The sequence below is a fragment of the Segatella copri genome (genome assembly GCF_949820605.1).
GTDB lineage: Bacteria > Bacteroidota > Bacteroidia > Bacteroidales > Bacteroidaceae > Prevotella.
Genome location: NZ_CATKVU010000006.1, coordinates 1,712,496 through 1,738,658 on the forward strand (window position 1 = coordinate 1,712,496; position 26,163 = coordinate 1,738,658).

Below are 26,163 nucleotides of genomic sequence, written 5' to 3' on the forward strand. Positions count from 1 at the left end.
TATGAGAACCATAAGAACAAACACAAATCCACGAGCCACGGATGTAGCCCCACAGCTGCAAAGCGTATTGAATGCCAATGGTATGCAAGCCCATATTTCGATGACAGAGACAGGCATCTATCAGCTTGTCACCATGTCACACAACTCTTCGCAGCCAAGATATTACAATATCAACCAAAAGCAGTTGGAAGCCTTGATGAACGGAGGAACAACCGTATGGGACAAGAATGCCTACAACACTTTTGTTTCTATTGTGAAGAACGATTATTACATTCCAGGTTCCTTTGTAGCAGCAAGAAATGCCAATTCTCCTGTTAACATGGGATTGAATGGTCATCGACTCAACGTAGGAGAATACGGCTATATGGGCGACCCACGTTTTCGTCCATTTTCAGGGCCAGGTTTTGGCAGATTCGACAACTCAATCTTTGGAATGTTGTTTGGAAGAGACAGATATCACGTTCGCAGAATCAATGATCGACCTTTCTTTGCCAATAGTGCGCCAGTTGTCATAGACCGTCCAGATGGTAGATTAAAGCCTGGAGAATTGAAGACAGGAAGCTATGGCTTCTATGACAAAGGTAACCAGCAGCAGGATGCCCTTGCCAACATGAAGGTAGAAAGCAAGCCTAAGGAGTTGGTGCGTCCTAAAGGACAGGCAGAAAGATTATCAGATATCTATAGCCCAGACTTAACGCTCACCCCAGAGACCTTTCAGCATTTGCTGGCATCCCATGGTGTAGTGATAGACGAAAAGAACAAGCTCCTCACTATCAAGTCATCTTCTGTAAACAAGGATTGCCAATACAGTCTTACCGATGAAGAAGTAAAGAAATTGATGGCAGAAAAGTTCAAGAACACAGGTAAGAAAAGTAGCACAAAGAACGCAGTAAGCATCGATGAGCGTCTTGCCATCTTGAACAATGTTATAAAAGCTGACTTTAGCGACAAAATAACTCGTGAACAGCTTAACACCAAGGACTATGTTTCCATTCATCTGACACCAGAGAAAGAAAAGGAAATCTTTGCAAAGGAAGTTGCATCCCAACACTATACGACAACAACGTCTGACATCATCGACCTACAGAACATGAGAGAGGACTACCATTCGGGATATATTGACAAATGGAACTCAATCGGGGTTGTGGATGGTAGAACACTCAACCCAAACGAAGGGTTCTATTTACCAGTGAAGGATGGCAGAAGAGTTGCAGTTGGTGAAATCCAAGCCTATCCTACCCATGATGGAGTGAAACCATCTTTCAGAATGACAGCAGTCATCAATGGGCAGGTCATGAGCCATGAGATTAGCAAGGAAGACTACTTGAAGTTCATCAATTACGAAGACAAATACCGTCTTCAACTCTTTGACAAAGTGTTTGACGAGGTAAAGATAAAGAATGCGTCCAACGGAGAGTTGCAAGACAACGTGAAGTCAGGGAACCTCACCACAGCCAATGGAGTTGTTACCTTAAATGGTGACTACAGCCTTGTCAGTGAAAAGTCCTCAGCAGTAATCACGAGTGCCACGGCGTGGAAAGACGAGATTTCTGGCAACTATCTGATGAACGTAAGAACCAACAAGGATGTTGGCATGTGGTCTTTCAAGATTACTGAAGCTCAGTACAACAACTTCAAATATTCCACAGACGAGGAACGTGCGAAGTTGCTTACCAACATGATTCCACTTACAGACGAGAACAAGGAAAAGATGAAGGTGGTGGCAAGCAATACCCTCTATCAGGGTGGTTACACTAGAGGTCAAAATGCCAATATTCCTCCTTCACTTGCAAAAGTGTTGAAAGACTTAAAGGCAGCAGGACTTGGCTATGAAATCATCACTTCTTCGAACACATCAGAACAAGAGCGTTTCGATACCATAAAGAAAGGTCTTCAAAAGCTTCAAGACTATGGACAGGCAAAGGGAAAGGATGTAAAGATGCCGTCTGACAGCGAGATATGGCAAATGCTCAAAGAGAATCCCGATCCTCGCAAACTACCTTCCGTAGAAACCAGAACCAAGGAAACTGTTCTCTATGGAAAGGAAGTAATCAACCTCAACGACCTTCGAGAACAAACGAAAATCAACCTTCTTGGCGATGCCAGTATAAACGGTGAATCACTCAATAACATCAAGGCGAGCAAAGAATGGAAGCGAAGCGGAGAGCATGGCAGGGCTACAGAAGTCGGAGATATTGCAGTAGAGAGAATCAAAGATGCCAATGGCAATGCCGTTGAAGGGAAATACAAGATGACTGCAGTAATAGATGGGAATGTCTTTTCCCATGAGATTACCCAAAAGCAGTATGACAAGTTCCTTGCCATCAACGACTATCAAAGAATGAAGCTCTTCGACAAGATTTTTCCAGAGGTAGAGATGAAGACCAAGCCTGAGAGCCGCTTCAATCTTGGCGCAGCCATCCTTGCAGCAGTCACTGTTGGAGCGGATGTAGTGGCAGGTTTGTCCGCACCACCTCGTCCTCGCCCAGAGATATACGAGTCAGCACCAGTTTTCCATAAACCAGGTGTCGTATCTCCACAAGCAGTGTCTGCGGCCGTATATGAAAGCTTGGCAGAGCAACCAGGTAGAGGTCAGAACGAAGGTATGGGAATGGGAAGATAACGCTTCCCATCCCTTTAATAAAATATAAATATACAAGAGATATGAACAAAACCATATTTATGTTTCGCACGGTTACGTTGCGTCCTCATTGGTTTCAATACATAATCAATGAGACAGGTTCTTTGTGCCTCCTTGTTGCTAGTATATGGATATACAAGTTTTGTAGTTTCGCCTATCATGAGTGGGCTATCTATGCTTGCATCCTGCTATTGTTCCACCTTCTTTTCAAGTTAGTTTATCTTGCAAGAATGGAATATATCATCACAGGAGAACAAATCATTATCCTTCATGGGGTGTTCTCCCACTCCACTGATTACGTGGAGCTATACAGAGTTGTTGACTACCAGCAAAGTAGAAGCTTGCCCCAACAACTTTTCGGTTTGAAAACCGTCACCATATACTCAGGTGACCGCAATAATGCCAAACTTGACATGATAGGCATCAAGGCTAGCAATGACATTGTTTCGGAGATAAGATGTAGAGTTGAGTTTAACAAGAAAAACAAAGGAATATATGAAATCACAAATCGTTCGTAAAATTTTGTTCCTCATCTTGCTGGTCATTTTGTACAACGTACAGGTGTTCGGACAAGGAGCATCCTCCTCCAATCCAATTGAATATACAGCCATAGGTGAAGGAGAGGCATTGTTAAGCAAACAAATAAAGCAACAACAACATTGTCTTGATACATTGTTTGTTCTCCAGGGAGGCATAGTTTACTCACAAACGAAGATGAAGAATTGGGAGCAAAAGTATAATTCTTACTTAAAGACAGCACAAGGATTTGCTTCTTCCATCAAGGCTGCAACAACCTTATATGCAGAAGGGATGCAAACCCTCTCCGCCTTATGGGAGATAAAAACAGCTTGCAAGCTCAATCCACAAGGAATAGCTTCATCGATTTCCATGAACAACCTATATGCTGAAACAGCCGTGGAATTGGTGAAAACCTATAGGTTGCTAAAGAAAGTAGTGGCAGGAGAAGGCGAAGGCCATATGCTCAATGGAGCGGAAAGAACAAAAATATTATGGCAACTGAATAGCGAGATTGAACAGCTCAACAAAAGATTCCGAGCCTTGGCACTAAGCATCAGTCTCTATTCCTTCGAGGATGTTTGGAATCGTGCCATTGCAGGAAAGATACAAAAAAGCAATAAGACACTTGCCGAGGAAGCCAGAAAAAGGCAGTCTCGCGCCATGAAAATAGTAGCCAAGTTCTATAAAGAACGACAAAACAGCAAACCTTGGGGATGGTAAAACAAAAAAAAGCATCATTATGAAGAAAAGTAATATTCTAATATTAGCAGTCACAGCAATCTTTATGTTCCCCAATCCTACCCATTCACAAAATGGTCCGGATCCAGTGAGAGCAGGAATGTTCAAACTGTATGCCAAGACTGCAACAAAAGCCTTAGTTGCACAAGATGCTGTTTTGACTTTGAACGGAGGTGAACATATCATGTCCAAGGAAGAAGTGGACAAGATTAATAATTTTCAAAACCAGTTCAACAAATATCTGACAAGCTTCGATAATATTCTTACTATTGCAGCAGAGATATACGCCATCTATTTTGAGGTTGACCACGCTGTAAAGAACATCAAGGAATTGAAATCCTTTACGTTCTCTTGTCCAGCTAACACCCTTGCCGTTGCCTTGTCAAAATCAAGAAGCCATATCTACAGCGACATCATAGACAACGGCATCCAGATAGCTGCAGATGTAGAAAAGCTTCTTCCTATCAGCAAGGACGAGGACAAGAACAGCAAGATGACGGAAAAAGAAAGAATTGACTGCATTAGCAGAGTCAGAAAAAGCCTTCAGAGCATGAATTATAAGATAAGAAAGCTGAATCGCCTCTTGCGCTATACAACCCTTATGGATTCATGGTATGAACTGAGAGGAAAATATTATAAACCAAAGAGCATGTACACCATCAGCACAGAATGCCAAAAGAGATGGGCAAGAAAGGCTCGTGGCGTAATGAATTAGAAATAAGAATAAAATAATGGAAGAATCGAAAGAACTTCAAGGTCTCTACACCCTATTTCGAGTAGCCATCTACGTATCGTTGGTGCTAGAGTTTTTCATGTATGCCCTCGATCCATCCGCTTTGGATTTCTTGGGAGGTCTCATCACAGACATTCATTCTCGTCTTCACAGAATGTCTGTATATCAGTATTTGCCTTTCAGTAAACTGGTGACTGTAATGTTGGTCATCATCACCTGTATAGGAACAAAGAACAAGAAGCAGTTAGAGTTTGATGCCAGAAAGATGGTCTTTTGGCCAATATCTATAGGATTGTTACTTGTTACTCTATCTGTATTCTTATATAACTGGGATTGGCATAGTAGAGTTTGGATTCTCAAAACAAACATTTGGTTCTACATGGCAGCATCCATCATAGGAACAGTGCTCATCCATGTTGCACTTGACAATGTTTCCAAATACTTCAGGGATGGTATGTTGAAAGACCGCTTCAACTTCGAGAACGAGAGTTTCGAGCAAGCAGAAGAATTGGTGGAAAACAAGTATTCCGTAAACATACCTATGCGCTACTACTACCGAGGCAAGTTTCGCCATGGATGGATAAACATCATCAATCCCTTCAGAGGAACATGGGTAGTAGGTACACCAGGTAGTGGTAAGACATTCTCTGTGATAGAACCATATATAAGACAACACTCCAAGAAAGGCTTTGCCATGGTAGTATATGACTACAAGTTCCCTACCCTAGCAACCAAGCTCTATTACCATTACAGGAAGAACCAAGCTGCCGGAAACACTCCTGCGAACTGTAAGTTCAACATCATAAACTTCGTCAATGTAGAGTATTCCAGAAGAGTAAATCCTATTCAGCAAAAGTACATCAGCAACTTGGCTGCTGCAATGGAAACAGCCGAGACTTTGGTAGAATCCTTGCAAAAAGGACAAAAGGGAGGCGGCGGTAGTGATGACTTCTTCCAGAAGTCTGCAACCAACTTCCTCGCCGCTTGCATTTACTTCTTTGTGAACTACAACAAAGTGCCTTATGACAAAGACGGAAATATCCTTGATGCCCAATACGAGCAAGTTGAAGGAACATTCCACCAACGACTCACAGGTAGGGTCTATGCAAAAGGATGTCTGGGACAAGCAGACAAACTTGTGGAGCCAGCCTATTGGAAAGGGCAATACTCCGACATGCCTCATGTCCTATCCTTCCTCAACCACGACTACAAGGAAATCTTTGAGGTGTTGAATACAGATACAGAGGTGGCACCACTTCTTGGTCCGTTCCAAACAGCCTTTGAGAACAAGGCCATGGAACAGTTGGAAGGTATGATTGGTACACTTAGAGTTCAAATCTCTCGATTGGCCACAAAAGAAAGCTATTGGGTATTCAGTGGCGATGACTTTGACCTAAAGGTATCAGACCCTAAGAGTCCAAGCTACCTTCTCATAGCCAATGACCCAGAAATGGAATCCATCGTGGGAGCATTGAACGCTTTGATTCTGAACCGTCTTGTAACACGAGTGAACAGTGGACAGGGAAAGAATGTGCCTGTAAGTATCATTGTGGATGAGCTTCCTACGCTTTATTTCCATAAGATAGACCGTCTGATAGGAACTGCCCGAAGCAACAAGGTAGCAGTGACATTAGGTTTCCAGGAACTCCCACAGCTTGAAGCAGACTACAGTAAGGTAGGAAAAGATAAGATTATCACTACCGTTGGTAATGTAATCAGTGGTTCTGCGAGAAGTAAAGATACCTTGGACTGGCTTTCCGGAGATATTTTTGGCAAGGTGGTACAGTTGAAGAAAGGTATCACCATTGACCGAGATAGAACATCCATCAACCTCAATGAGAATATGGACAGCCTTGTTCCTGCTTCCAAAATATCGGATATGGCTTCAGGATGGATTTGCGGTCAGACAGCTAGAGACTTCACTGTTACAAAGACAGGAAGAAAAGGGGCTATGGATATTCAGAAGGCTGAGGAGTTCAAAACTTCCAAGTTCTTCTGCAAGACCAACTTCGATATGGACGAGATAAAGAAAGAGGAAGCAGACTATGCAAACTATCCTCTTCCGAAGTTCTATGTCTTTGAATCTCCTGATGCCAAGGAGCGAATGCTCTCACAAAACTTCAGTAGAATCAATCAAGAAGTTGACGATATGATAAAGCATATTCAAACAGAATGCAAAAAAGAAAGTAAAACAAATAAAAAATAGAAAGAGTATGAAGAAGTATGATTTATATATTTTTTTCTTAGGTCTCATCACTGGTATATTCCTAACAGTTATAATTGCTATTTGTTATAACAATTATTACAATCAAGAAAGTTCAGACATCACCTTCTTTGAAAAACCAAAAGATTTTATCCCCATGAAAGAAATAGAGGTTTTTCAAGTTTTGGATGACAGTATAGCTTTGGCTAAATGCAATGACTTTGGTAGCGGTCATTATGGAACAGTTTTCCTAATAAAAGGCAATGAGAACTTATACGACGACCAAAAAATTGATTTGAGTCATTTTAGTGTTCAACAGATAGGAATATATCGCTATGAAACTCGTGATGATTTAGAAAAGGCTGTTCCTTTCATAGAAATTAAAAAATAATATTTACAGACTAGCAGCTTTATGGAAACAAGATTTAGAGAAAATGAATATTCTGGTGGTATTAAAGAAATGCGTTCTACTGATTATCGTGACGTTGCACAAGAAAAAAAGACGAATGCAATCGTTACTTATCGTAAGAAATATCTTATGTTATCCAAAGAAAGTGTGGCAAATATCATCTTGCAAGAAGGACATTTGTATGGAAGTGCCCTATTGAAAGCGTGCCAAAAGAATGGTAATCCTTCTATGTGCAAAGAGGCTCAGATTATTTTTTCCGATGATATAATCTGTTGGCTATAATATAAGGTTCAACGCTCCTGGTTCGAAAGAATCAGGAGTTTTTTGTTTGTAAGCCATAAAAACTCATAAAAGTTTGGAGATTAGAAATATTTGTCGTACTTTTGCAGCGGAATATAACGTTATAACAATATGAAATCACAGGAGCAGATAAACAAGATAGAAGCGGTTGTGTTGTATATATTGCAGCACTTCAAGGAAGGTTTGGACTATATCAAGCTGTTTAAAATCATGTATTTTGCACAACGTGAGTATTTGGCGACCTACGGTTTGACGATTGCCGAGGACACTTTTAAGGCACGTCAGTTAGGGCCTGTTCCGTCGCTCACCTACAAGGTGGTGAAGATGGCGGAGAACGGTGACGAATCGGCAGACCTCAAAGGCTTCACTTCTTCTATTCGAGTGGACGAGAACCAAAATGTTTATGCCACGGCGGCACCAGATATGGACTATATAGCCGATATGGAAAAAGAGGAATTGGACAAGACGATAGCCAAGTACGGCAACGTTGGCTCAAAACGACTTTCGGAGATGTCGCACGACGATGCCTACAAAGCAGTGTGCGAGCGAATGAAAGACGATCCACAGAAAGATGTGCTTACGCTTATTGACATAGCACGTGCCGGCGGTGCGACGGATGCGATGGTAAACCACATTCGCCAAGTGCAGATTATTAAGGAATCGATGGAATGTTGATAGATGATGTCAAAGGGGCATTGGCGGCACTTAAAACCGAGATGCAGGAAGACAGGCGAATAAAGTCGGGTGCTGACCTCAACGTGGGCGATATTGTCTATCAGAACATGGACAGAAGCGATGGTTTGGTACTTAACAAAGGTTACGATGACAGACTGAAATACTTTGTAATCGTTGGCAAAAACTCTAAGGGCGATGCCATAGGGCTTTGCCTAATAAACTCCGACTTGGATTTTTACCGTAACGTTCCAGCCATGCAACGCTTTCAGTACATTTTAAAAGCCGAAGACTACAAAGGCGTGTTGACAAAAGACAGCCGCTTGGATTGTGCACAGTTGTTTCCAATGAAGGCGAAAAAGAGCGTGGCGGTGAGAGCCGAGCGTGTTGGACATCTCACGGCAGAGGACGAAGCAAAGGTTTTGCCGCTTGTTGCGTCATGCGGATTTATTGACGCACACATGAGAAAGGTTTACAGAATAGGACAAAAATAAATAACGAACTAAAATACATTTAGATATGGACACAAACTATAACTTTATTCTTTTATCATCGCAGAAGATAATTTTAATCGAAAGAGACGATGGAAGAAAGAAACAAGTTATGGAGAAGAAAGCAACAGTATCGTTTGCTTAAGTCGAGAATCGTTAAGCGTGCCGATGGCTTCCGCGGTTTTATGTTGGACGATGGCACATATGTGCAACATCCACATTGGACACAGTTAATAAAGAGCCACTGGGCGCAAGTGTACAAGACCACTGGCACACCGTGCAGCTGCCCATTGTGCCAGGGCGAGAGCTATTCACGCCTCGCTTACAAGCACGACACCAAACGAATTATCGAAGAATCGGAAATGTAAAAAAAGCATTTTGGTGAGAAATCACAAAGATTAAGCCGTGTTAGGGTAGCACCTCAATACGGCTTTTTGTGTGTCATGGACTTATGACACACTCACTTATTCTATCTATGTAGTGTAGAACCACATTTCCATTCCATCCCTTCTTCTATACGTTCTTGAAAAACTTTTAGGTCACTTCTTGACAAACCGCATCTCAAAGCCATGCTCTCCCAATATCTCATATTGCGAGTAACATCCTTAATAATTCCTCTAGCAGTTGTCTCATCCAACATATAGCTTTCATGGGCTTCATAAAGTACATCCAAGCTAGATTCATTGGTATAACCATCGATTAGCAAGGAATGGTAATATTTGTTGGTAGGGTTCATATCATAAGCTGGTGACAGGTGCCATCCATCCTTTTTCAAAAGGAAAGCATGATTTCTGAAATGGTCATCAGTATTGCCTATGCAAATATTGAACGCCACACGGCGATACAGTTCCTCCAATTCTTTTTCCATATCAACACTTCCATTGGCCACAATAAAATCCACAATATCAAGATACCCCTTTCCTGTACTTTCCCCATCACCATCGTTCAATCCCAACAATGTAAGAGAAGATGCCATGTGTATTCTCTTTCCATTCTCTGTTCTGTCAAACCTTTTAGACAAAAGGACATCACGACTATCCTTGCTTGAAACCACTCTGCACTCCGCAGCGTTTATACCACAATCCTTAGCCATAGAATGAGCAAAATATTCCCAACGTGAAATGTTTATCTCATCCCCTACAGAAGGAAATTTCGCAACATATAAATCTTCACCTTCCTTCACACAAGCCTTAGGTCTAGCTCCTCCCATAGAAGAACCTGGTTGGAATATTCGCTGAATCCATCTTGATTCAGGTTCCATTCTGTTCAACTCACTCTTCTCTATCTGACCTGCAGCCTCCAATAATTCATCCAAGAACAAAATTGGTGGAATTGAATATGACTTATTATAACTTATGTAAGCATCTGTAGCTATGTCCTTGAAACGAAAAGCACCCATTCTTAAGGAATCCTCCACTCCTTTTAAGTAGTCCCAATCAGAAATATTTACCCTGCGTTCTCCAGAGTCTTTCATTTCCTGGTGGATTCTCAAATCAATAAGTCTTCGTCCCCATCTGTCAGGCTGTGCATCAGAGAATGTTCCAAATATCCTGTTTCTTGTAGGATTATATTGAACCCCAGGAAAAGATTGCAGCTCCTTTCCTAGATTTAAAGAAGGATGTCTTTTCAACCAGTCCTTATCATACTCAAAGGTATATACATCTGTCCCCCTCTGGGATTCATGCCCAAGAAGTCCTATAGTTTCCTCATTTTCAAGCCAATCAAAGTCGGCAACAACCTTAATTTTTTCCATTGTCATTTTCCTGTTACACGTTTTTTATTCTTTAGATCTATGTCTTGTATGACCTTTCCCATCTCATCGTTCTTAGCAATGAGCAACAACTCATCAGGCATCTGCAGTGCATTCAAAACACGTGCCAATACCCCTACTGAAACTTCAGGTGAGCCACTTTCCAATCTTGCCAAAGTTTGGCGACTACATTGTGCTCTTGCTGCTACAATTTCCATGGTCAAGTTTCTCCTCATTCTCGCCATTTTAAGTTGCTCACCCATTACACAAAGATTCTCCGCCAGTTGTCTGGTCATCCAATTTGCTTTTGTAAACTTTGTCATTGCTTATAATGTTATATATACGCAACAAAGATACAAAATAAAGTTATATGAATATAACATTCCGCTCATTCTATAACTTTTTTTAATTTAAGTTTATCTGATATAACAAAAATTCTGAGGCACGACATTAATTCCATAGTCTTGGAGAGTTTTGGGCTTCAAGAACACATTGACATTCCCGACAACATAAGCACAAGCCTTGTCTCTCCCTTCGAAATATGAAAAGAAGTCACTTTCCGATATACCAGCATACCCCTTTGTTCTTTCCCATATATTTCTTGGAGTATCACATAACCTATCCGCTATCTCAAACTCACCAACAACAAGTCCCTTTCCCCTTGATTCGTAGATAACAATAGTATCTACTTCCAAAGAGCAAAAGGACTTTCTATATTCATACGCCTTGGAGCCATCAAAGATTTTCTTGACATACTCCTTTTTTATAGGAAACAATGCTTTCATTTTATCTATGCATATGTTGTGAAACAGTCTCTTCCATAGAATCATCCCCTAGAGACAAATTATAGTTTTTGATTTCCTCTTTGAGATTCATATTAAGTTCTTCCATGCTCTTTCCCCTGGCTGCCAAGCCCTCTTCAACAACACTTGGTTCTCCACCTCTGTCATAGTAGATCCTTCTATAGCGGTGGAATGAGTTACGATGGAATATAAATAGAACTTGTCATAATCTATGAGATTAGACATGCCCAGTTCTTTATATTCCTGTATTGTATTAAAAAACATATTTTTATCCATACTATCTTCTTTTTGATGCACCGCAAAGGTACAACATTTTTTCTAAACTAGAGAAAGAAAGACTTACTATTTGCAGTTTCTACCCCTCAATTTTCTTGAAGATTACATTCTTGTGGTCTGAACGCTCACAAGATGCACATCTTAAAGTTTCCAAGATTTTACCCTCAAAGAAACAGCCGGTACAGGTTGGCTTCTTTGTCTCAACCGCCACCAAGGTCATACCTTGGAACTTGAACTTTTCGCCTACTTATGTTCCTTCATTATTCTAACTATATAATTTGACACCATGCAATCTTTTTAATTTGGATGTAAAATATCTCATATTTCCATCACGCCATCTTATCCGTTAATGTATATAAGTTTTACTTTCCTATTCTACTTTATTACAATACTTTATATAAAACAATAAAGATATAAGCATATAAACAAACAAATCTATAATTATTGCATTATATGCATATAGTATTATAGAAGAATATAAGGTAATAACAAAATAAAGAAAGATTCCTATAACCATACCTTTATATAAGTATATCTCTATATTCTTCCATAAGAACCGCATCAACGTTTTCGCTGCTGCTTGTTTCCAGACCTCATCATGTGCATAGCCATTCCAAAGCATCTGCGACGGAAAGCGAGGTCATCCTCGTCATCCTTTTTACCCCAACCACTGCCAGGACTTCCGCCTCCACCATGACTAGCAGCAATGGTCGTTGCACTATCGAGGTACCCCATGAAGAGAGCAGTAGCGACAGAGCAAACAGCAGATGTATTCTCGGCAATTTGTTCCATAAAGGAACCATCCCATATTTTGCCAACAGTACTGTCCAAGAACTCACGCTGTTCATCAGGTAATTGAGCCTTGAACTCATTATACTTTTCCAATCTATTTTGAGTATCGATGGCACCTAGGTGGTAACCCAGAGCTTGCATCTCACGCATCACCTGTTTGTTGAGAGCAGGAGTTTCCTTGTCTATTTTTGCCTTCACTTCATTATATTTCTTTTCAGCTTCCGTCGCTTTCTCTTCTGCCATAGCAGCCTTCGCCTCAAAGTTATTCTTCTTTTCTTCGATAATGTCTAGTTGACGTTGGGCGATTTTCAACTTTTCTATTTTGTCAGCAATTTTTTCTTTTGTCTTTTCAATATCAGCATTGATTTGCGCAAGTTTACGGTCTGCTTCTTCTTTGGTAATCTTACCGCTTTCCAAGTCACGCTCCAACTTTTTCACCTCACCTTCCAAATCCATCTTATGGGTTTGAAGATTCTTAATCATAGTCTGCAAAGCCTTCAAACGAGCAGCCGCATGTTTGATTTCCCGACTCTGAGAATCCATGATGTTGTTCTGAGTATCGATAGTCTTTTTATTGCCCTCGATGGTCTTGTTGTTTTCCTCCACCTCAGCTTCTTTTTGCTGCGCTTCCTTCCAAAGTCGCTCACGGTACTCTTCGGTCGTACGATGTTCGGCACCAGTTTCTTTGATGCTGTCACCACGTTCCAATCCATACTTTATACCAACCTCGTTGGCAAACTCTGTATGAAGATTAGTCATATGTCTAGACAAAGCTTCCTTGTCATCATGACCATCTAGGAATACGCCCAAGAAAGAAAACTTTTCCTTTGGAGTAATAGGCAAAACTGTACAATGAATATGTGGGTTAGCCTCGTCAAGATGCACAACAAAAGCTGCTATGTTTTTTTCACCATATTTTTTACACATAAACCGATAAGCATCTTTCGCCCAATTCTCAATCTCAGGCATACGTTTCAACTGGGTATTGTCAGCTCCTTGCTCCCAATTTACATTTTGGTTTCCAAACGCCAAGTTGCGCATGACCTCTCGGTTTCCTCCCAGAATAAAATTAGCAACAGTCTTAAAGTAAGGCCTTTTGCCTTGATTTATCAAAGACAAGTTTGGGTCTTTTATTCCACGAGCCTCCAAGTTCTCTGCAATCCTCTGGGGTATTGATTTCATCTTGTTGACTTTCATAACAACCCCACCTTTCCCAATCTCAAAGTTAAGGTGTTCACGAGAAGGGTCATAATTCCACTGAGCCTTTTTAGCTCTATCCTTATCAGAGAAAACTCTGAGGTGTTCATTACTTTGGGAAGTGGTAAAGCCCTTTCCCGGTCTCATGTCTATTACATTTTTTGCTCCTGCCATATGTTATTTGCTTTAAAGAAGGGTTCTTAGGGAAGAAGTCCCTGAGCCTAATAATCCCCACGGCTTGCCGCACGAATGTCAAAATGAATTACTTTTCATTTTTGGGGGTTACAGTGAGTTTTGCAGAAACTCCGTATTAGGCTACTAGAGCAGAGAAAAAAATCCGCCCATGCGCAAGCGCATTTGTAAAGAATCCTTTCTATGTGAATATTTTTATTTTTCTGTCACAGAGTTTTCTTCCGTTTCATCGGAAGAGAGATGTGGCTGGGTTGGTCGAGACTGTAGGGAGTCTCCGCTTTCTCTGCCACCGGATGCTTTGCCCCACCTTGGAGAAGAAAGAATATTCGGATTAATCGAAACGTTCTTTCCTTCCTTCGAGTCCTTCACTTCAAAAGCATTCATTGCTTTGAGGTTATTGACATAAGCTATAACCGTTGGGCGTGTCCAATTCCAACGCCTTGACAGTTTTGCTATATTAAGTGCAGCGTCCTGCTCATTCTGAAGAGAATCCAGATAATGATCCACCAAATCCACAAAGGCTTGAATCTTTGAAAGACGCTGTGGGTTGTTGTAAGCCCTGTCATTGGCCAGATAGATGAAGACATTAATCGGAAGAACTATCTCATCAGACAATTCCCATATCTTGCTATCTATACCTTGTACTTTTTTATTGTCATTCATAACTATTTTTTACATCATATTTTATATGGAAAATCTGTGAAGTGCAATACCTTCACAACCTTTTCCATTGTTAGAAAACTAAGCAGCTTTTCTCTCTGCGTTTTTCCAAAACAATTCTTCCTTTTTTGAATACTCTATTCCTTTTCTTCCTCCTGGCACTCCCTCGCCTGTTTTATCTGGATAAACGGCAGCAGCCATCAATATGATGAACACAGTTTCCGCTGCGCACAAGTATTGTCCACAATGGCCAGCCATGACAAAAATGACAGTTTGTGCTACTAGAGAAAATGCCATATTGTTGCCATGCAGAAAGGATAGAACCTTATCCGAAATCCGATAATAGAACATCAGACTAACTACCATCAAGCACCCCACAGAAAGGAAAATTGGTGTTTGGAATGGATAGAAATAATCAGCTATCTCTTCCCCACTATCAAACATATTGTCTAGCAACGACAGGTCAGCTACATTTACAATCTGACCTGTCATCGTTACTCTTCCCTGAGCTAATTCATTACTAAGAAGATTGGCAGCGTTCGCTGCTTCAAAATCCACGTACTGAACAAACAGGAGGACTATCAAGAAAACATGTATAAAGAATTTTCTTGCATTGTCACTATGTTTCATCCTTTCATAAATAGCAGAAAGCACGGAGTACAAGCTCCCCCACTTGTTAGAGGACGCTTTCCTCGGCTTTACCCAGAGATGAAAAGCAAAAGGAATGGCCGTGAGCACAAAAGCCAGTATCACCTTCAATGTTATTGCAAACATACAACCATTATTTTTTTAATAGAAACTGTTTATGACATCCGAGTACTTTTCCTTTTCAAGGATAAACATATCAAACTTCGGCATGTTGGTAAATTCCTTACAAACCTGCTTGTACATGATCTCCAAGCTATCATAGAAGTTGACCGTCATGTTTTCTATGACACCATGTTGTTGTGAAGCCAGATGAATGACATACATTTTATTTTCCACAGGAACGGAATAAGCCACAGCCTTATATGTCTGCCCTTTATTATCTCGGACGGCATACAGAACATGGATGCCCAACACATTAGCCAGCTCATCCACCAAATGTTCCATCATCACTTGCTTGTTCAATAGTACAAACACTTCTGCATAGCCATGGTGCAATACTGTTTTCACACCAAGGGAATTGAAGTATTCAGGTGATTTTTCTCTAATTTCCGAGAGGAAATCAGAGATTGAATCTTTCAAAATCTCATTCTCGATGAGAGTATAGTCTATAAGTTCGTTCATGTTTTTATTATTATAAAGATGTTGACAAATACGATTTCAAGAAATATTCGGAAAGGACTTTTGTAAATTTATCTTCTTCCTCCTTAGTCTGCTTTTCCAACTCCAATTTGTTCAGCAACATAGGAAGTTCATTTGACATGTCAAGAAGTTCCTCCTTTTGCTTACTTGTTAGCGCAGCAGTAGAATAGTCATCAATAGCCATGAACGGCTGAATGAGCATCCATCTGTAGTTAGCCCTCTGGAGACGCCTAAGCTTCTTTCCATTCTCCACATCTTGCTTGCAAGCCAAGGCATTTTGAACGATGCGGCGATTGAAACGCATGGTAAGATAAAGCATTGTACGATCATTGACATCATCAACTTTTCTGCCGACTGAAGAATACAATCCATCGAAGATGCTAGCAGTAGCATCAGTAAGCTGCTGCAGTTGCTCATTAGAAACCTGACTCAAAAACTTCATCAAAGAACGAAAGCATCTATCTTCTTCAGAGATGAATCCAAGAAGTTCACTTTCATGCTTGAAAGGCTTGGCATTATGCAGCAAAGCCGAATACACAATAAGTGTCTTTGTCAAGTTTGGATAAGTATCTTGCTTATCGAGCTTGTCATAGAAATCCAATGCCTCCTTATACACATCAGACTTTTCTATCTTCTTTCTTGCCGTTGCCGTATTCAATTTAAGATACATGACATCACGAAGAGAACGAGGATTGGCAAACGCCAGTCTTTTGAGTTCTCCACGTATAGAATCCGACACAACAAAGTAAGCCATGGCAACAGGGCTTCTTAGATTGATGGTAGTGTCACGAGAGAATACACTATAAGCCGAATCTTGTATTTCCAGCCATGCAGAGGTAGCTTTTGCTAGATTCTCCACAGATACATCATCCATTTCCTTCAACTCTGCTAGCTCCTTCTTGCAACCTTCCACAGCATCTACGGAAGTCTTGAAAGAAGGATGTTCCTCGCACCCCACCAGGACAGAGGAACAAAGCAACGCTAATAATAATACCTTTTTAAATTTCATAAATCATTGTTTTAATTGAAAATTTCATCGCAAAAGTATATAAATTAGATAGAAACGGCTGCATAAACACGATATACCTTTTTATTTAACATATTCTTTTTCTACCCACCTATAGACTATAGGAACAAAAAGAAAACAATAATATTCCAAATAACAACTATATGGCATATTCACCCCCACAAAAAGACACAGATACGCCATCTCACATAACAGGCAAATGAGAATATAAAAGAATTATCCAATTACATCAACAAGTTAGATATAAAGGATAGGCATTACCTTTTTAGCAATACCTATCCAAAAGATAACCATCAAAACAGATTAGAAATTTGCAAGCCTAACCTCCTTGCATTTCTTACAGTATAAAAAGTTCCACCCTTAGGCTTTCCATCAAAGTATGCAAGCAAAGCTGCAACATGATCTAACATGAAATCATTGCGTTTGAGGAAACAACCATTGTAATAATATTCACTCAACACAACAACATCATCCACTTTCTCCAAAATCTTCAGATAACGTTTCTTCTGATTGGCGCCCCATCTTTCATTTTGCTCCCGATATGGAACAGTGGCAACAAGAAGGATGGCTGGAAGTTCCTCCTTCAGTTTCAGCACCTCTTCAGCAGCAAGCATATCAAAGCCTAGAGCCATTCCACAAAAGAAATTACGAAATCCCTTGGAATAAAGCAAGCGAATCTCATTGTTAACACTTTCCCTCACCTCTTCCACTCTATCAGAAGAGATGAATCGGTGTCCCGTAAATGCTACGGAACACCATTTTTCATACTTTTCAATCATTGTCTATTATATCTATAATAAGTTTTACCTAAGAACATACCACCCAAAACGTGTGCTCCGCTATCCTCCAATTTGTTAGCAAAATCCGCATAGCTTTTGCCTGTGGTGACAACATCATCAAACACACATATCTCCTTGTCCTTGAAATAGTAAGTGTCCAAGTCAATAAGTTGCGCTTGGCGTTCCGTCTTTTTCTTACCTCTTCGATGGTTATGAACATCCAATCGGTCTTGAAGCACGCACACATGAGAAAAGCCATTGCCTATGCCGGTAAGTTCACTGACTCTATTACAGAACATCATGTATCTGCTTTGGTAATTCTCCTTCTTACTCGTCGGAACACAAACCAAAACCATACTTTTTACTTTCTCGCCATATTCCTCTTTCAAGTGCTTGGCAGTCATCTGAGCTACTTCCTCATAAGCAGAATCACGAGAATCTTTGAAAGCCCATACCAACTGCCTTGCAGCCTTGGCATCCTCACCTACGTTCTGAATGCGAGCAGGAAAGTATTTCACGAAGAAACTAATCTTCTTATCCAGCTGACGCTGAATGTTTTCGTCTATTACTTTTGTCATAATCACTATGTTTTATTGGTTCAACTTTAAAAATTATACTTTGGATTTCCGGAACCTTCTAGCCTTTTACAGTTATTTGTTTCGTTCGATCCGATATTTTTTTTATCATACCTCGGCGTGTCCTTCGCCTCCTGTAGCCTTTTTACGTGCAGAAAGGATGGCAGCCCAGAGGAGTCAGAACGCCAAGGAATTTGGTAGAAACTTTTCAGGAATACCCAAATAAGAATTATTTGCGGAAGGCTTCCAGGAAAGTTTTAGCCAAATAAGGAGTCCTCTCCTGGTACTTGGCATCTGACAGGGCCGCCATAACTTTGCACGGGAAAAAGCAAGGGAGGCAGATGGCACGATACCGCTTCAATAAAAAAGTGAGGTCGAACAATAGAAACAAATATGAAAACATAGATATAAGAAAAGTAGAAAAGAAAAATATAGATATAGCACTGTAGTTCTATAGGTAGAAACAATTATATTCTTATAGAACTATATACTTATATAAATATATAAAGAAATCAGAAAATAAGGAAATATAGAAACAGAAAAATAAGATTCCGAAACTTCGGCTATAGATATAGGAGCGTAGAGGATGGCACACTTGTGAGGAGAATGGCATGTCCATGTGGCTTGGAGAGAGGGGTAGCCTGGCTTTCAAAATAGGTGGAGATGGGAAGGAAGTCCATCTTCGCCAAAAACGGAAGCAAGCCTACCCTGAAAGAAAAGTCCTCCTCGCATGTATGCCATCCGCCAAGGGGTGTGGTGGCCAAAGCCCCACATGAAGGTTCGACCTATCTCCCTTGCTGCTCTATGGCATCATAGTGCAGTTTCTCCAGACTTTCAGGAGAACTCAGTGAAGCCGAGGATGGATGAAAGTCAGGAGAAAGGGAATAAAGCGAAGCCATAGACATAAGAAAAGCGCAAATGTTCCAAACAGCTACTATTTGGAACATTTGCCAAGACACCCATCGGCGATACCGCTTTACAGGCGAAGCTGAACGGTTCGTTTGTTGGCTGCGACTGAACAGGGAGCAGCCGAAACCAAAAAGAGGTAACAAATCAACTTTGCCACCTCTCTTTGTCTTAATACTCAAAGTTCTTTAGACCATTTCTTACCCCATGGGGTATAAAGCCATGCTAAAAAAGCCAATGCTGGCACTAAGCAAATAGCAAAAGTTAATCCTAAAGCATTCATAATTCTATCTTTTTGATATTATTAATCCAATTATAGCCAAGACTATTGTCAAGACAATCCCCAAGTATCTAGCCGATACCGTGCCATCTTGGTCTGTCTTTATTATTTTAAAAAGTGCCGCCAATCCACCCAAGACCATGATAGTGTATGTAGATTTGCTCATGTCAAAGAAATACTTGATTACAGTTTCTCTGATAAACCTTTCTTTCTCATTTTTCTGTTTCATTTTCTTAATTGTTGGCAAAGTTACGAAAAAGTCTCGTAACTTGCAAGTTATTACTAATATTTATTTCACTATTCTACTATAATCCTTAGTTTGCCCCTTATCTTTGTTTTCGATACGGATTTGAACCATCGTTCTTGCAGGGATGGTATCTGGCATTCTAGCCATAAGATATTCAATAACATCATTTACATTATTGTAGCCGACATCTTCCACCTTCACTAGAGCCTTGCCTCTATAATACAGCGTACCTTTGATGAGCTGCTTATATGAGAATCTTTCGAAATGGTCACCTTTCTCATCTGAAACATGAGTAGTAGAGCGATCTTCCGTGAAGAAAATCTTCTCCACCACCTTTTCATTGAGTTCCCAGGCTGGCGTAAAATCTAGCTTCACATAAGTTCTCGTAACTCTATAGCGATCAGAGTGGTTCATTGCAAAGCCAACCTCTGCCAACGTAGCCCCACATTCATTTTGAGCCACAGTAGCCCACGTATGGCGAAAAGTATAGACGCAATAAGTTTCATCATGCTTCATACCAAGTGATTTCTCGCAAACTTTTCTTATGCCAATGTTGACATTGGCACCGAAAGAGTCACTGGAAGTCATTCTTTGGTGGAAATTAAACAAGTAAGGCGACTCGGTCTTATCCAAATACTTCTCAAATAAAGGCAGGATGATTCCAGGCACTCGCATCTCGATATAAGCATTATCTCGTCGGGCATTTCTTGTCTTTGCTCGCTCATAGCCAATTATTCCATCATGATAGTCCTCTTTCTTCAACCTGTAAATATCAACGGTATTGATACCAGCCAAGCACATGACCATCATAGCAACATCCCTGCCTAATTCTGGCAAAGGAAAGACTCTGTCACTCTCTGGAAGTGGGGCAGCAAAGAACGCCCGAACTTCTTCCATGGTGATGGCCTTCTTCTCAGGAACATCAGAACTTGGTATTTTCACCTTTAGCCAAGGATTTGTAGTGATTCGAATCATACCATTATCATAATCATTGAACTCAGCCAATGCTTGCTTGAAAATCTGTCTCACACAAACAGGGTACATCTCCTTGGCTCTAGCTGTCTTAGATAGAGTTTTTATCCAACCATTGATAAACTGGGTAGTAAGCTGGGAGAACATAACCTTGTTGCTTCCGGCATATCTTTCCAAATGCTGATAAGCCAATTCGTAGTTTCTTGCATTTCGCTCATGCCCATCATTATACATTTCATCATGATATTTTCTAGCGTAGTCAGAAAAACATATGTCCCCAGTACCTTTCTCCAAATATGCCACAACATCATGGACGCTCCACTTTCTAATCTCCACCTTATTCAACAACTCTGCAAACTTTGCGATTCTTGCAGAACAAGACTGAAGGACAAAAGGATCCTTAACCTCTCTGTTTTTCTTGTCCACACCTTTAGAATCAACAATCTTATCCGTCCTTATATATTTCACTCCACGATTGTGAGTGATACGGATGTAAACTGGCCAAAAGCCATCATTTCTCTGTTTCTGAACAATTACCTTAAATGTAGCCATAAAACTTCTAAACACGCTCTAAACGTTAAACAAAATTACTCTAAAACTTTTCTAAACATTTCGTTTCATTTTTAGCATTTTAGTGCTACTATTGCTAAAAACGAATTAAGAGGAAAGCCCCTGTTTAAAGGACTTTCCTCTTAATTAACTGATAATCAACAAATATTCTTTATTCTTCAACAGCAGCCTGCGCCGCAGCAAGTCTGGCGATAGGCACGCGGAATGGTGAGCATGAAGCGTAGTTCATGCCGACCTTAGCGCAGAACTTAACTGATGAAGGCTCACCACCGTGCTCACCGCAGATACCAGTGCGCAGGTTAGGACGGGTAGCACGACCATTCTCTACAGCCATCTTGATGAGCTGACCAACACCCTCCTGGTCGAGAACCTGGAATGGGTCAACCTTCAAGATCTTCTTCTCCATGTATGCAGGGAGGAAGGAAGCGATGTCATCACGAGAGTAACCGAAGGTCATCTGTGTCAAGTCGTTAGTACCGAATGAGAAGTACTGAGCCTCCTCTGCAATCTGACCTGCAGTAAGGGCAGCACGAGGAATCTCAATCATGGTACCAATCTCAAATTCTACCTCTACGCCGTACTCAGCGAATACCTCCTTAGAAGTAGCGAGGATGATAGCCTTCTGCTGCTTGAGCTCCTGAACGGTACCGATGAGCGGAACCATGATTTCAGGACATGGGTTATAACCCTCCTTCTTCAACTCGCAAGCTGCACCGAGGATGGCACGGGTCTGCATGGCTGTAATCTCTGGGAATGTGATACCGAGACGGCAACCGCGATGACCGAGCATTGGGTTGTTCTCTGCCAGAGAGTTTACACGCTTCTTGATTTCCTCTACGCTTACGCCCATCTCCTTAGCCATGGTCTGCTGACCAGCCAAATCGTGAGGTACGAACTCGTGGAGAGGTGGGTCGAGCAAGCGGATGTTCACGTGGCAGCCATCCATTGCCTTGAGGATTCCATAGAAGTCAGCCTTCTGATATGGGAGGAGCTTGGCAAGTGCCTTCTCGCGACCCTCAACAGAGTCTGCCAGAATCATCTCACGCATCGCAACGATCTTCTGATCATCGAAGAACATGTGCTCTGTACGTGTCAGACCGATACCCTTGGCACCGAATGCACGGGCTACCTCAGCATCATGTGGAGTATCTGCATTGGTACGGATTTCCATCTTTGTATATTTGTCGCAGAGGTCCATCAGCTCCTTGAAGTCGCCTGAAAGTTCTGCAGCCTTTGTCTCAATCTGTCCTGCGTAAACCTGACCTGTAGTACCGTTCAGAGAGATATAATCACCCTCCTTGTAAACTACGCCTTCAATCTCTACAGTCTTGGTCTTGTAATCTACGTTGATAGAGCCGGCGCCTGATACACAGCATTTACCCATACCACGGGCTACAACGGCAGCGTGAGAAGTCATACCACCACGAGCGGTAAGGATACCCTCGGCAGCAGACATACCAGCGAGGTCTTCTGGAGATGTTTCGATACGAACCATGATGACCTTCTTGCCGTCCTCATGCCACTCCTGAGCATCGTCAGCGTGGAATACAATCTGACCGCAGGCAGCACCTGGAGATGCAGGGAGACCCTGTGTGATGACCTTAGCCTTAGAGAGAGCCAGCTTATCGAATACCGGATGCAAAAGTTCATCGAGCTTCTGAGGCTCACAGCGCAGGATAGCAGTCTTCTCATCAATCATACCCTCGTGGAGGAGATCCATGGCAATCTTCACCATAGCTGTACCTGTACGCTTACCATTACGAGTCTGGAGGAACCAGAGTTTGCCTTCCTGTACGGTGAACTCCATATCCTGCATATCGTGATAGTGGTGCTCCAGCTTATCCTGCAGCGCGTCGAGTTCCTTATAGAGTTCAGGCATAGCCTCTTCCATAGAAGGATACTTGGCAGCACGCTCCTCTTCAGAGATACCTGCACGCTCAGCCCAGCGCTGAGAACCGATTTTCGTAATCTGCTGTGGAGTACGGATACCGGCTACCACGTCCTCACCCTGTGCATTGATAAGATACTCACCATTGAAGAGATTCTCACCATTACCAGCGTCACGTGAGAAGCAAACACCTGTAGCAGATGTATCGCCCATGTTACCGAATACCATCGCCATGACAGATACGGCAGTACCCCACTCATCAGGAATACCTTCCATCTTGCGGTATAGGATAGCACGCTCGTTCATCCAAGAACGGAACACAGCGCAGATAGCGCCCCAGAGCTGATCGATTGGGTTGGTAGGGAAATCCTGACCGGTCTGCTCCTTGATGGCAGCCTTGAAGAGTTCAACGAGCTTCTTGAGCGACTCTACAGAGAGGTCCTTGTCAAGTGTAACGCCCTGCTCTTTCTTCACCTTTTCGATGATAGCCTCAAATGGGTCGATATCTTCCTTGTTTACAGGCTTCAATCCCATAACGACGTCACCGTACATCTGTACGAAACGGCGATATGAATCGTATACGAAATGAGGGTTACCGGTCTTCTTGACCAATCCCTCAGCTACTTCGTCATTCAAACCGAGGTTGAGGATGGTATCCATCATACCAGGCATAGATGCACGAGCACCCGAACGTACTGATACGAGGAGTGGATTCTCTACAGAACCGAACTTGCTGTTCATCAAAGCCTCAGTATGAGCCACTGCAGCCTTCACTTCGTCCTGAAGAAGTTCTTTGATTTTTTCCTCACCCACTTCATAATATTCATTACAAGTGTCTGTAGTAATGGTGAAACCTGGAGGAACAGGTACACCAATCAGGTTCATTTCGGCAAGGTTCGCGCCTTTACCACCAAGTACTTCTCGCATTTGGGCATTGCCTTCTGCTTTTCCGTTTCCGAATGTATAAACTCTTTTTTCGTTCATAATTGTTATAGGTATATATTTTTTTCGTTTTACGTTGCTAATTATTAATTGTAATGCAAAGATACGATTTTTATTTGATACCACCAAACTTTTATACGCTTTTTTGCTATCCCGAGATTACATTTTATACTGTTGACGCACACACGGGCAGAAAATTAACAATCCCGTATACGATAGAAAGATATTTGACGAATCTGAAAGTGTGTCTCTCGGGATTGCAGCCTGCATTCTGATGTTTTTTACCTCCCTGCCGATGCGCCCAAAACTGCGTCACGACGTAGCAACGGCTGCGTCGGGACGCAATTTAAAGGTAAAAGGATTGTGAGACGATAACAAAAGTAACAAAAGTAACAGGTGACCTCTGATGTAAAAATGTGAATGTGAATGTGAATTTGAAATGTAAGCAAAGAAAAAAGAATGCATGTAATGATATTATATCATTTAATTCCAATATAATAAGGTACGCGCGTACATACAATTAAAATATATACTATCAAAAATCATCAATAAACAGCCTCGACAAAAGGATACACATGACAGTCCGTTTTCTTCACTTACATTTCAAATTCACATTCACATTCACATTTCATCCCTTTACAATCACCGAATATTACCTGTTACTTCTGTTACTTTTGTTATCGCCCGATAATCTTTTTACTTTTTTACTTTTTTACCTTTTTACTTTTTTACCTTTAAAAGCCTTTTTACCTTTACTCGCAAATAATTTGGGACAACTCTTGCATTTCTCATAAAATTGCAGTATCTTTGCACCCATAAAAAAAATACAAAACATTATTATGGCAAGAAAACGTAAACCATTACCTCTGTTAGAGAACATCACCATCGAGGCAGTAGCAGCCGAGGGTAAGTGCATCACACGCGTAGATGAACAGGTCATCTTCGTACCTTTCTGCGTGCCAGGAGATGTTGTCGACTTGCAGGTAGTAAAGAAGAAACATAAGTATTGCGAAGCCAAGGTGGTTCGCTTCATCAAGAAGAGCGAGGTGCGACAGGAGCCTATGTGCAAGCACTTCGGCATCTGCGGCGGATGCAAATGGCAGAACCTGCCTTACGAGGAGCAGATCAAGGCTAAGCAGAAGCAGGTGGAAGACCAGCTCACCCGCATCGGAAAGATTGAACTACCTGAGTTCCGCCCTATCATGGGCAGCGTGAAGACTCAGGAGTACCGCAACAAGATAGAGTTCGGATGCAGCAACAAGCGATGGTTCACCGCCGAGGAACTGGCACAGCTCCCTCAGAAAGAGAATGATACCGTAACATCGCTCAAGGAGCGCCACGCCCAGAACGCCATCGGTTTCCATATCACCGGAGCCTTCGACAAGATTTATCCTATCAGGAAGTGCTGGCTGATGGATGACCTCTGCAACGAAATCCGCAACTTCGTATTCGAATATGCAGATTCTCACGACTATACCTTCTACGACCTGCGTGAGCAGCACGGTTTGCTCCGCAACATGATGATCCGTAATTCGAACACCGGAGAGTGGATGCTCGTCTTCCAGTTCCACTACGATGAGGAGGGCGATGAACAGAGAGCATTGGAACTGATGCAGCAGGTGGCTGACAAGTTCCCTCAGATTACATCGCTCATGTATGTAGACAACCAGAAGGGAAACGATACCATCAACGACCTAGAACTCAGCCTCTTCAAGGGCAACGACCATATCTACGAACTGATGGAAGACCTGAAGTTCAAGGTGGGTCCGAAGAGTTTCTACCAGACCAATACCGAGCAGGCTTACCACCTCTACTGCGTGGCACGCGAGTTTGCCAACCTTACCGGAGATGAGCTGGTTTACGACCTCTATACCGGCACCGGAACCATCGCCAACTTCGTGGCTCACAAGGCAAAAAAGGTAATCGGTATCGAGTACGTGCCAGAGGCCATAGAGGATGCCAAGGTGAATTCTCAGGTGAACAACATCGAGAACACCCTCTTCTATGCAGGCGACATGAAGGATATCCTGACCAACGATTTCATCGCACAGCACGGTCGACCTGACGTCATCATCACCGACCCACCACGTGCCGGAATGCACCCAGACGTAATAAACGTCATCCTGAATGCAGCACCAAAGCGCATCGTATACGTAAGCTGCAACCCGGCAACCCAGGCTCGCGACCTGCAGCTGATGGATGCGGAGTATAAGGTAGCTGCCGTACAGCCGGTGGATATGTTCCCTCATACCCCTCACGTAGAGAACGTGGTATTGCTCGAAAAGAGATAAACCTAGAAATCAAAATAGAAACA

The 26,163-nt window shown here is 41.9% G+C and carries 25 protein-coding genes; 11 read left to right on the top strand and 14 right to left on the bottom strand.

Features of this window, described 5'->3' with window-relative positions:
* The first annotated feature begins 1 nt into the window (after window position 1).
* The 10 genes from RCO84_RS08390 (at window position 2) to RCO84_RS08435 (ending at window position 9,074) form a co-directional block, all read left to right on the top strand.
* Entirely contained in the window at window positions 2-2,623 is a 2,622-nt protein-coding gene (locus RCO84_RS08390) for a hypothetical protein (RefSeq protein ID WP_317584718.1), read from the top strand.
* A gap of 248 nt (window positions 2,624-2,871) precedes the next feature.
* Window positions 2,872-3,159 carry a PH domain-containing protein gene (locus tag RCO84_RS08395; protein WP_228113328.1) on the top strand — a complete coding sequence of 96 codons (288 nt, stop codon included), beginning with the start codon at window positions 2,872-2,874 and terminating at the stop codon, window positions 3,157-3,159.
* Window positions 3,137-3,880 carry a hypothetical protein gene (locus RCO84_RS08400; RefSeq protein WP_294828309.1) on the top strand — a complete coding sequence of 248 codons (744 nt, stop codon included), beginning with the start codon at window positions 3,137-3,139 and terminating at the stop codon, window positions 3,878-3,880. The genes RCO84_RS08395 and RCO84_RS08400 overlap by 23 nt, the downstream gene beginning before the upstream one ends.
* A 19-nt stretch (window positions 3,881-3,899) precedes the next feature.
* Complete coding sequence (locus RCO84_RS08405) at window positions 3,900-4,613, top strand: hypothetical protein (protein WP_317584720.1); 714 nt, start codon at window positions 3,900-3,902, stop codon at window positions 4,611-4,613.
* A 16-nt stretch (window positions 4,614-4,629) separates the two neighbouring features.
* Window positions 4,630-6,837: a type IV secretory system conjugative DNA transfer family protein gene (locus tag RCO84_RS08410; protein ID WP_317584722.1), complete on the top strand. Its 2,208-nt coding sequence runs from the start codon at window positions 4,630-4,632 to the stop codon at window positions 6,835-6,837.
* Window positions 6,838-6,844: 7 nt separating this feature from the next.
* Window positions 6,845-7,225, top strand: coding sequence for a hypothetical protein (locus RCO84_RS08415; protein ID WP_118085898.1), 381 nt, complete (start codon window positions 6,845-6,847; stop codon window positions 7,223-7,225).
* 21 nt (window positions 7,226-7,246) lie between these two features.
* The gene (locus RCO84_RS08420; protein ID WP_117586809.1) at window positions 7,247-7,525 is read left to right on the top strand and encodes a hypothetical protein; all 279 of its coding nucleotides are present in this window, start codon (window positions 7,247-7,249) and stop codon (window positions 7,523-7,525) included.
* A gap of 129 nt (window positions 7,526-7,654) precedes the next feature.
* Window positions 7,655-8,218, top strand: coding sequence for a Panacea domain-containing protein (locus RCO84_RS08425; protein WP_317584724.1), 564 nt, complete (start codon window positions 7,655-7,657; stop codon window positions 8,216-8,218).
* Window positions 8,212-8,709: a hypothetical protein gene (locus RCO84_RS08430; RefSeq protein WP_118085899.1), complete on the top strand. Its 498-nt coding sequence runs from the start codon at window positions 8,212-8,214 to the stop codon at window positions 8,707-8,709. The genes RCO84_RS08425 and RCO84_RS08430 overlap by 7 nt, the downstream gene beginning before the upstream one ends.
* Before the next feature lie 89 nt (window positions 8,710-8,798).
* A complete protein-coding gene (locus RCO84_RS08435; protein WP_144150415.1) occupies window positions 8,799-9,074 on the top strand; it encodes a hypothetical protein in 276 nt (91 codons plus the stop codon).
* A 101-nt stretch (window positions 9,075-9,175) separates the two neighbouring features.
* On the opposite strand, the gene RCO84_RS08440 is transcribed toward RCO84_RS08435, so the two are convergent.
* From RCO84_RS08440 to ppdK, 14 genes are all read right to left on the bottom strand, one after another.
* Window positions 9,176-10,459: a type II toxin-antitoxin system HipA family toxin gene (locus tag RCO84_RS08440; protein ID WP_317584725.1), complete on the bottom strand. Its 1,284-nt coding sequence runs from the start codon at window positions 10,457-10,459 to the stop codon at window positions 9,176-9,178.
* A gap of 2 nt (window positions 10,460-10,461) precedes the next feature.
* Window positions 10,462-10,779 (bottom strand): helix-turn-helix domain-containing protein, encoded by a 318-nt coding sequence (locus tag RCO84_RS08445; protein WP_117586804.1) that lies wholly within the window; start codon window positions 10,777-10,779, stop codon window positions 10,462-10,464.
* 93 nt (window positions 10,780-10,872) lie between these two features.
* Window positions 10,873-11,241: a hypothetical protein gene (locus tag RCO84_RS08450; protein ID WP_117586797.1), complete on the bottom strand. Its 369-nt coding sequence runs from the start codon at window positions 11,239-11,241 to the stop codon at window positions 10,873-10,875.
* Between the two features lie 87 nt (window positions 11,242-11,328).
* A complete protein-coding gene (locus RCO84_RS08455) occupies window positions 11,329-11,523 on the bottom strand; it encodes a hypothetical protein (RefSeq protein ID WP_144150410.1) in 195 nt (64 codons plus the stop codon).
* A 573-nt stretch (window positions 11,524-12,096) separates the two neighbouring features.
* The gene (mobV, locus tag RCO84_RS08460) at window positions 12,097-13,698 is read right to left on the bottom strand and encodes a MobV family relaxase (protein WP_153083329.1); all 1,602 of its coding nucleotides are present in this window, start codon (window positions 13,696-13,698) and stop codon (window positions 12,097-12,099) included.
* A gap of 213 nt (window positions 13,699-13,911) precedes the next feature.
* The gene (locus tag RCO84_RS08465) at window positions 13,912-14,379 is read right to left on the bottom strand and encodes a hypothetical protein (protein WP_153085755.1); all 468 of its coding nucleotides are present in this window, start codon (window positions 14,377-14,379) and stop codon (window positions 13,912-13,914) included.
* A gap of 78 nt (window positions 14,380-14,457) precedes the next feature.
* Window positions 14,458-15,150 (bottom strand): hypothetical protein, encoded by a 693-nt coding sequence (locus RCO84_RS08470; protein ID WP_317584727.1) that lies wholly within the window; start codon window positions 15,148-15,150, stop codon window positions 14,458-14,460.
* A gap of 15 nt (window positions 15,151-15,165) precedes the next feature.
* Entirely contained in the window at window positions 15,166-15,645 is a 480-nt protein-coding gene (locus RCO84_RS08475; RefSeq protein ID WP_153085759.1) for a hypothetical protein, read from the bottom strand.
* 10 nt (window positions 15,646-15,655) lie between these two features.
* Window positions 15,656-16,672 (bottom strand): hypothetical protein, encoded by a 1,017-nt coding sequence (locus RCO84_RS08480; RefSeq protein ID WP_317584728.1) that lies wholly within the window; start codon window positions 16,670-16,672, stop codon window positions 15,656-15,658.
* A 311-nt stretch (window positions 16,673-16,983) separates the two neighbouring features.
* Window positions 16,984-17,469, bottom strand: coding sequence for an SLOG family protein (locus RCO84_RS08485; RefSeq protein ID WP_317584730.1), 486 nt, complete (start codon window positions 17,467-17,469; stop codon window positions 16,984-16,986).
* A complete protein-coding gene (locus tag RCO84_RS08490; RefSeq protein WP_217756656.1) occupies window positions 17,466-18,047 on the bottom strand; it encodes a phosphoribosyltransferase in 582 nt (193 codons plus the stop codon). The genes RCO84_RS08485 and RCO84_RS08490 overlap by 4 nt, the downstream gene beginning before the upstream one ends.
* A 1,190-nt stretch (window positions 18,048-19,237) precedes the next feature.
* The gene (locus tag RCO84_RS08495; RefSeq protein WP_317584732.1) at window positions 19,238-19,459 is read right to left on the bottom strand and encodes a hypothetical protein; all 222 of its coding nucleotides are present in this window, start codon (window positions 19,457-19,459) and stop codon (window positions 19,238-19,240) included.
* 60 nt (window positions 19,460-19,519) lie between these two features.
* Window positions 19,520-21,001 carry a phage integrase SAM-like domain-containing protein gene (locus RCO84_RS08500; RefSeq protein ID WP_144153893.1) on the bottom strand — a complete coding sequence of 494 codons (1,482 nt, stop codon included), beginning with the start codon at window positions 20,999-21,001 and terminating at the stop codon, window positions 19,520-19,522.
* Between the two features lie 169 nt (window positions 21,002-21,170).
* Window positions 21,171-23,891 (bottom strand): pyruvate, phosphate dikinase, encoded by a 2,721-nt coding sequence (ppdK, locus tag RCO84_RS08505; protein WP_287819030.1) that lies wholly within the window; start codon window positions 23,889-23,891, stop codon window positions 21,171-21,173.
* Between the two features lie 797 nt (window positions 23,892-24,688).
* Between ppdK and rlmD the strand changes: the two genes are divergently transcribed.
* A complete protein-coding gene (rlmD, locus tag RCO84_RS08510; protein WP_317584734.1) occupies window positions 24,689-26,140 on the top strand; it encodes a 23S rRNA (uracil(1939)-C(5))-methyltransferase RlmD in 1,452 nt (483 codons plus the stop codon).
* Window positions 26,141-26,163: the final 23 nt, after the last annotated feature.

What these genes read in the sequence shown, in the direction of transcription:
- RCO84_RS08420 (WP_117586809.1), top strand. Translation starts at nt 7,247, where the DNA reads ATGGAAACAAGATTTAGAGAAAATGAATATTCTGGTGGTATTAAAGAA.
- RCO84_RS08500 (WP_144153893.1), bottom strand. Translation starts at nt 21,001, where the DNA reads ATGGCTACATTTAAGGTAATTGTTCAGAAACAGAGAAATGATGGCTTT.
- RCO84_RS08405 (WP_317584720.1), top strand. Translation starts at nt 3,900, where the DNA reads ATGAAGAAAAGTAATATTCTAATATTAGCAGTCACAGCAATCTTTATG.
- RCO84_RS08480 (WP_317584728.1), bottom strand. Translation starts at nt 16,672, where the DNA reads ATGAAATTTAAAAAGGTATTATTATTAGCGTTGCTTTGTTCCTCTGTC.
- RCO84_RS08415 (WP_118085898.1), top strand. Translation starts at nt 6,845, where the DNA reads ATGAAGAAGTATGATTTATATATTTTTTTCTTAGGTCTCATCACTGGT.
- rlmD (WP_317584734.1), top strand. Translation starts at nt 24,689, where the DNA reads ATGGCAAGAAAACGTAAACCATTACCTCTGTTAGAGAACATCACCATC.
- RCO84_RS08425 (WP_317584724.1), top strand. Translation starts at nt 7,655, where the DNA reads ATGAAATCACAGGAGCAGATAAACAAGATAGAAGCGGTTGTGTTGTAT.
- RCO84_RS08395 (WP_228113328.1), top strand. Translation starts at nt 2,872, where the DNA reads ATGGAATATATCATCACAGGAGAACAAATCATTATCCTTCATGGGGTG.
- RCO84_RS08430 (WP_118085899.1), top strand. Translation starts at nt 8,212, where the DNA reads ATGTTGATAGATGATGTCAAAGGGGCATTGGCGGCACTTAAAACCGAG.
- RCO84_RS08490 (WP_217756656.1), bottom strand. Translation starts at nt 18,047, where the DNA reads ATGACAAAAGTAATAGACGAAAACATTCAGCGTCAGCTGGATAAGAAG.
- mobV (WP_153083329.1), bottom strand. Translation starts at nt 13,698, where the DNA reads ATGGCAGGAGCAAAAAATGTAATAGACATGAGACCGGGAAAGGGCTTT.
- RCO84_RS08435 (WP_144150415.1), top strand. Translation starts at nt 8,799, where the DNA reads ATGGAAGAAAGAAACAAGTTATGGAGAAGAAAGCAACAGTATCGTTTG.
- RCO84_RS08440 (WP_317584725.1), bottom strand. Translation starts at nt 10,459, where the DNA reads ATGGAAAAAATTAAGGTTGTTGCCGACTTTGATTGGCTTGAAAATGAG.
- RCO84_RS08445 (WP_117586804.1), bottom strand. Translation starts at nt 10,779, where the DNA reads ATGACAAAGTTTACAAAAGCAAATTGGATGACCAGACAACTGGCGGAG.
- RCO84_RS08455 (WP_144150410.1), bottom strand. Translation starts at nt 11,523, where the DNA reads ATGTTTTTTAATACAATACAGGAATATAAAGAACTGGGCATGTCTAAT.
- ppdK (WP_287819030.1), bottom strand. Translation starts at nt 23,891, where the DNA reads ATGAACGAAAAAAGAGTTTATACATTCGGAAACGGAAAAGCAGAAGGC.
- RCO84_RS08475 (WP_153085759.1), bottom strand. Translation starts at nt 15,645, where the DNA reads ATGAACGAACTTATAGACTATACTCTCATCGAGAATGAGATTTTGAAA.
- RCO84_RS08450 (WP_117586797.1), bottom strand. Translation starts at nt 11,241, where the DNA reads ATGAAAGCATTGTTTCCTATAAAAAAGGAGTATGTCAAGAAAATCTTT.
- RCO84_RS08410 (WP_317584722.1), top strand. Translation starts at nt 4,630, where the DNA reads ATGGAAGAATCGAAAGAACTTCAAGGTCTCTACACCCTATTTCGAGTA.
- RCO84_RS08390 (WP_317584718.1), top strand. Translation starts at nt 2, where the DNA reads ATGAGAACCATAAGAACAAACACAAATCCACGAGCCACGGATGTAGCC.
- RCO84_RS08470 (WP_317584727.1), bottom strand. Translation starts at nt 15,150, where the DNA reads ATGTTTGCAATAACATTGAAGGTGATACTGGCTTTTGTGCTCACGGCC.
- RCO84_RS08485 (WP_317584730.1), bottom strand. Translation starts at nt 17,469, where the DNA reads ATGATTGAAAAGTATGAAAAATGGTGTTCCGTAGCATTTACGGGACAC.
- RCO84_RS08465 (WP_153085755.1), bottom strand. Translation starts at nt 14,379, where the DNA reads ATGAATGACAATAAAAAAGTACAAGGTATAGATAGCAAGATATGGGAA.
- RCO84_RS08400 (WP_294828309.1), top strand. Translation starts at nt 3,137, where the DNA reads ATGAAATCACAAATCGTTCGTAAAATTTTGTTCCTCATCTTGCTGGTC.
- RCO84_RS08495 (WP_317584732.1), bottom strand. Translation starts at nt 19,459, where the DNA reads ATGAAACAGAAAAATGAGAAAGAAAGGTTTATCAGAGAAACTGTAATC.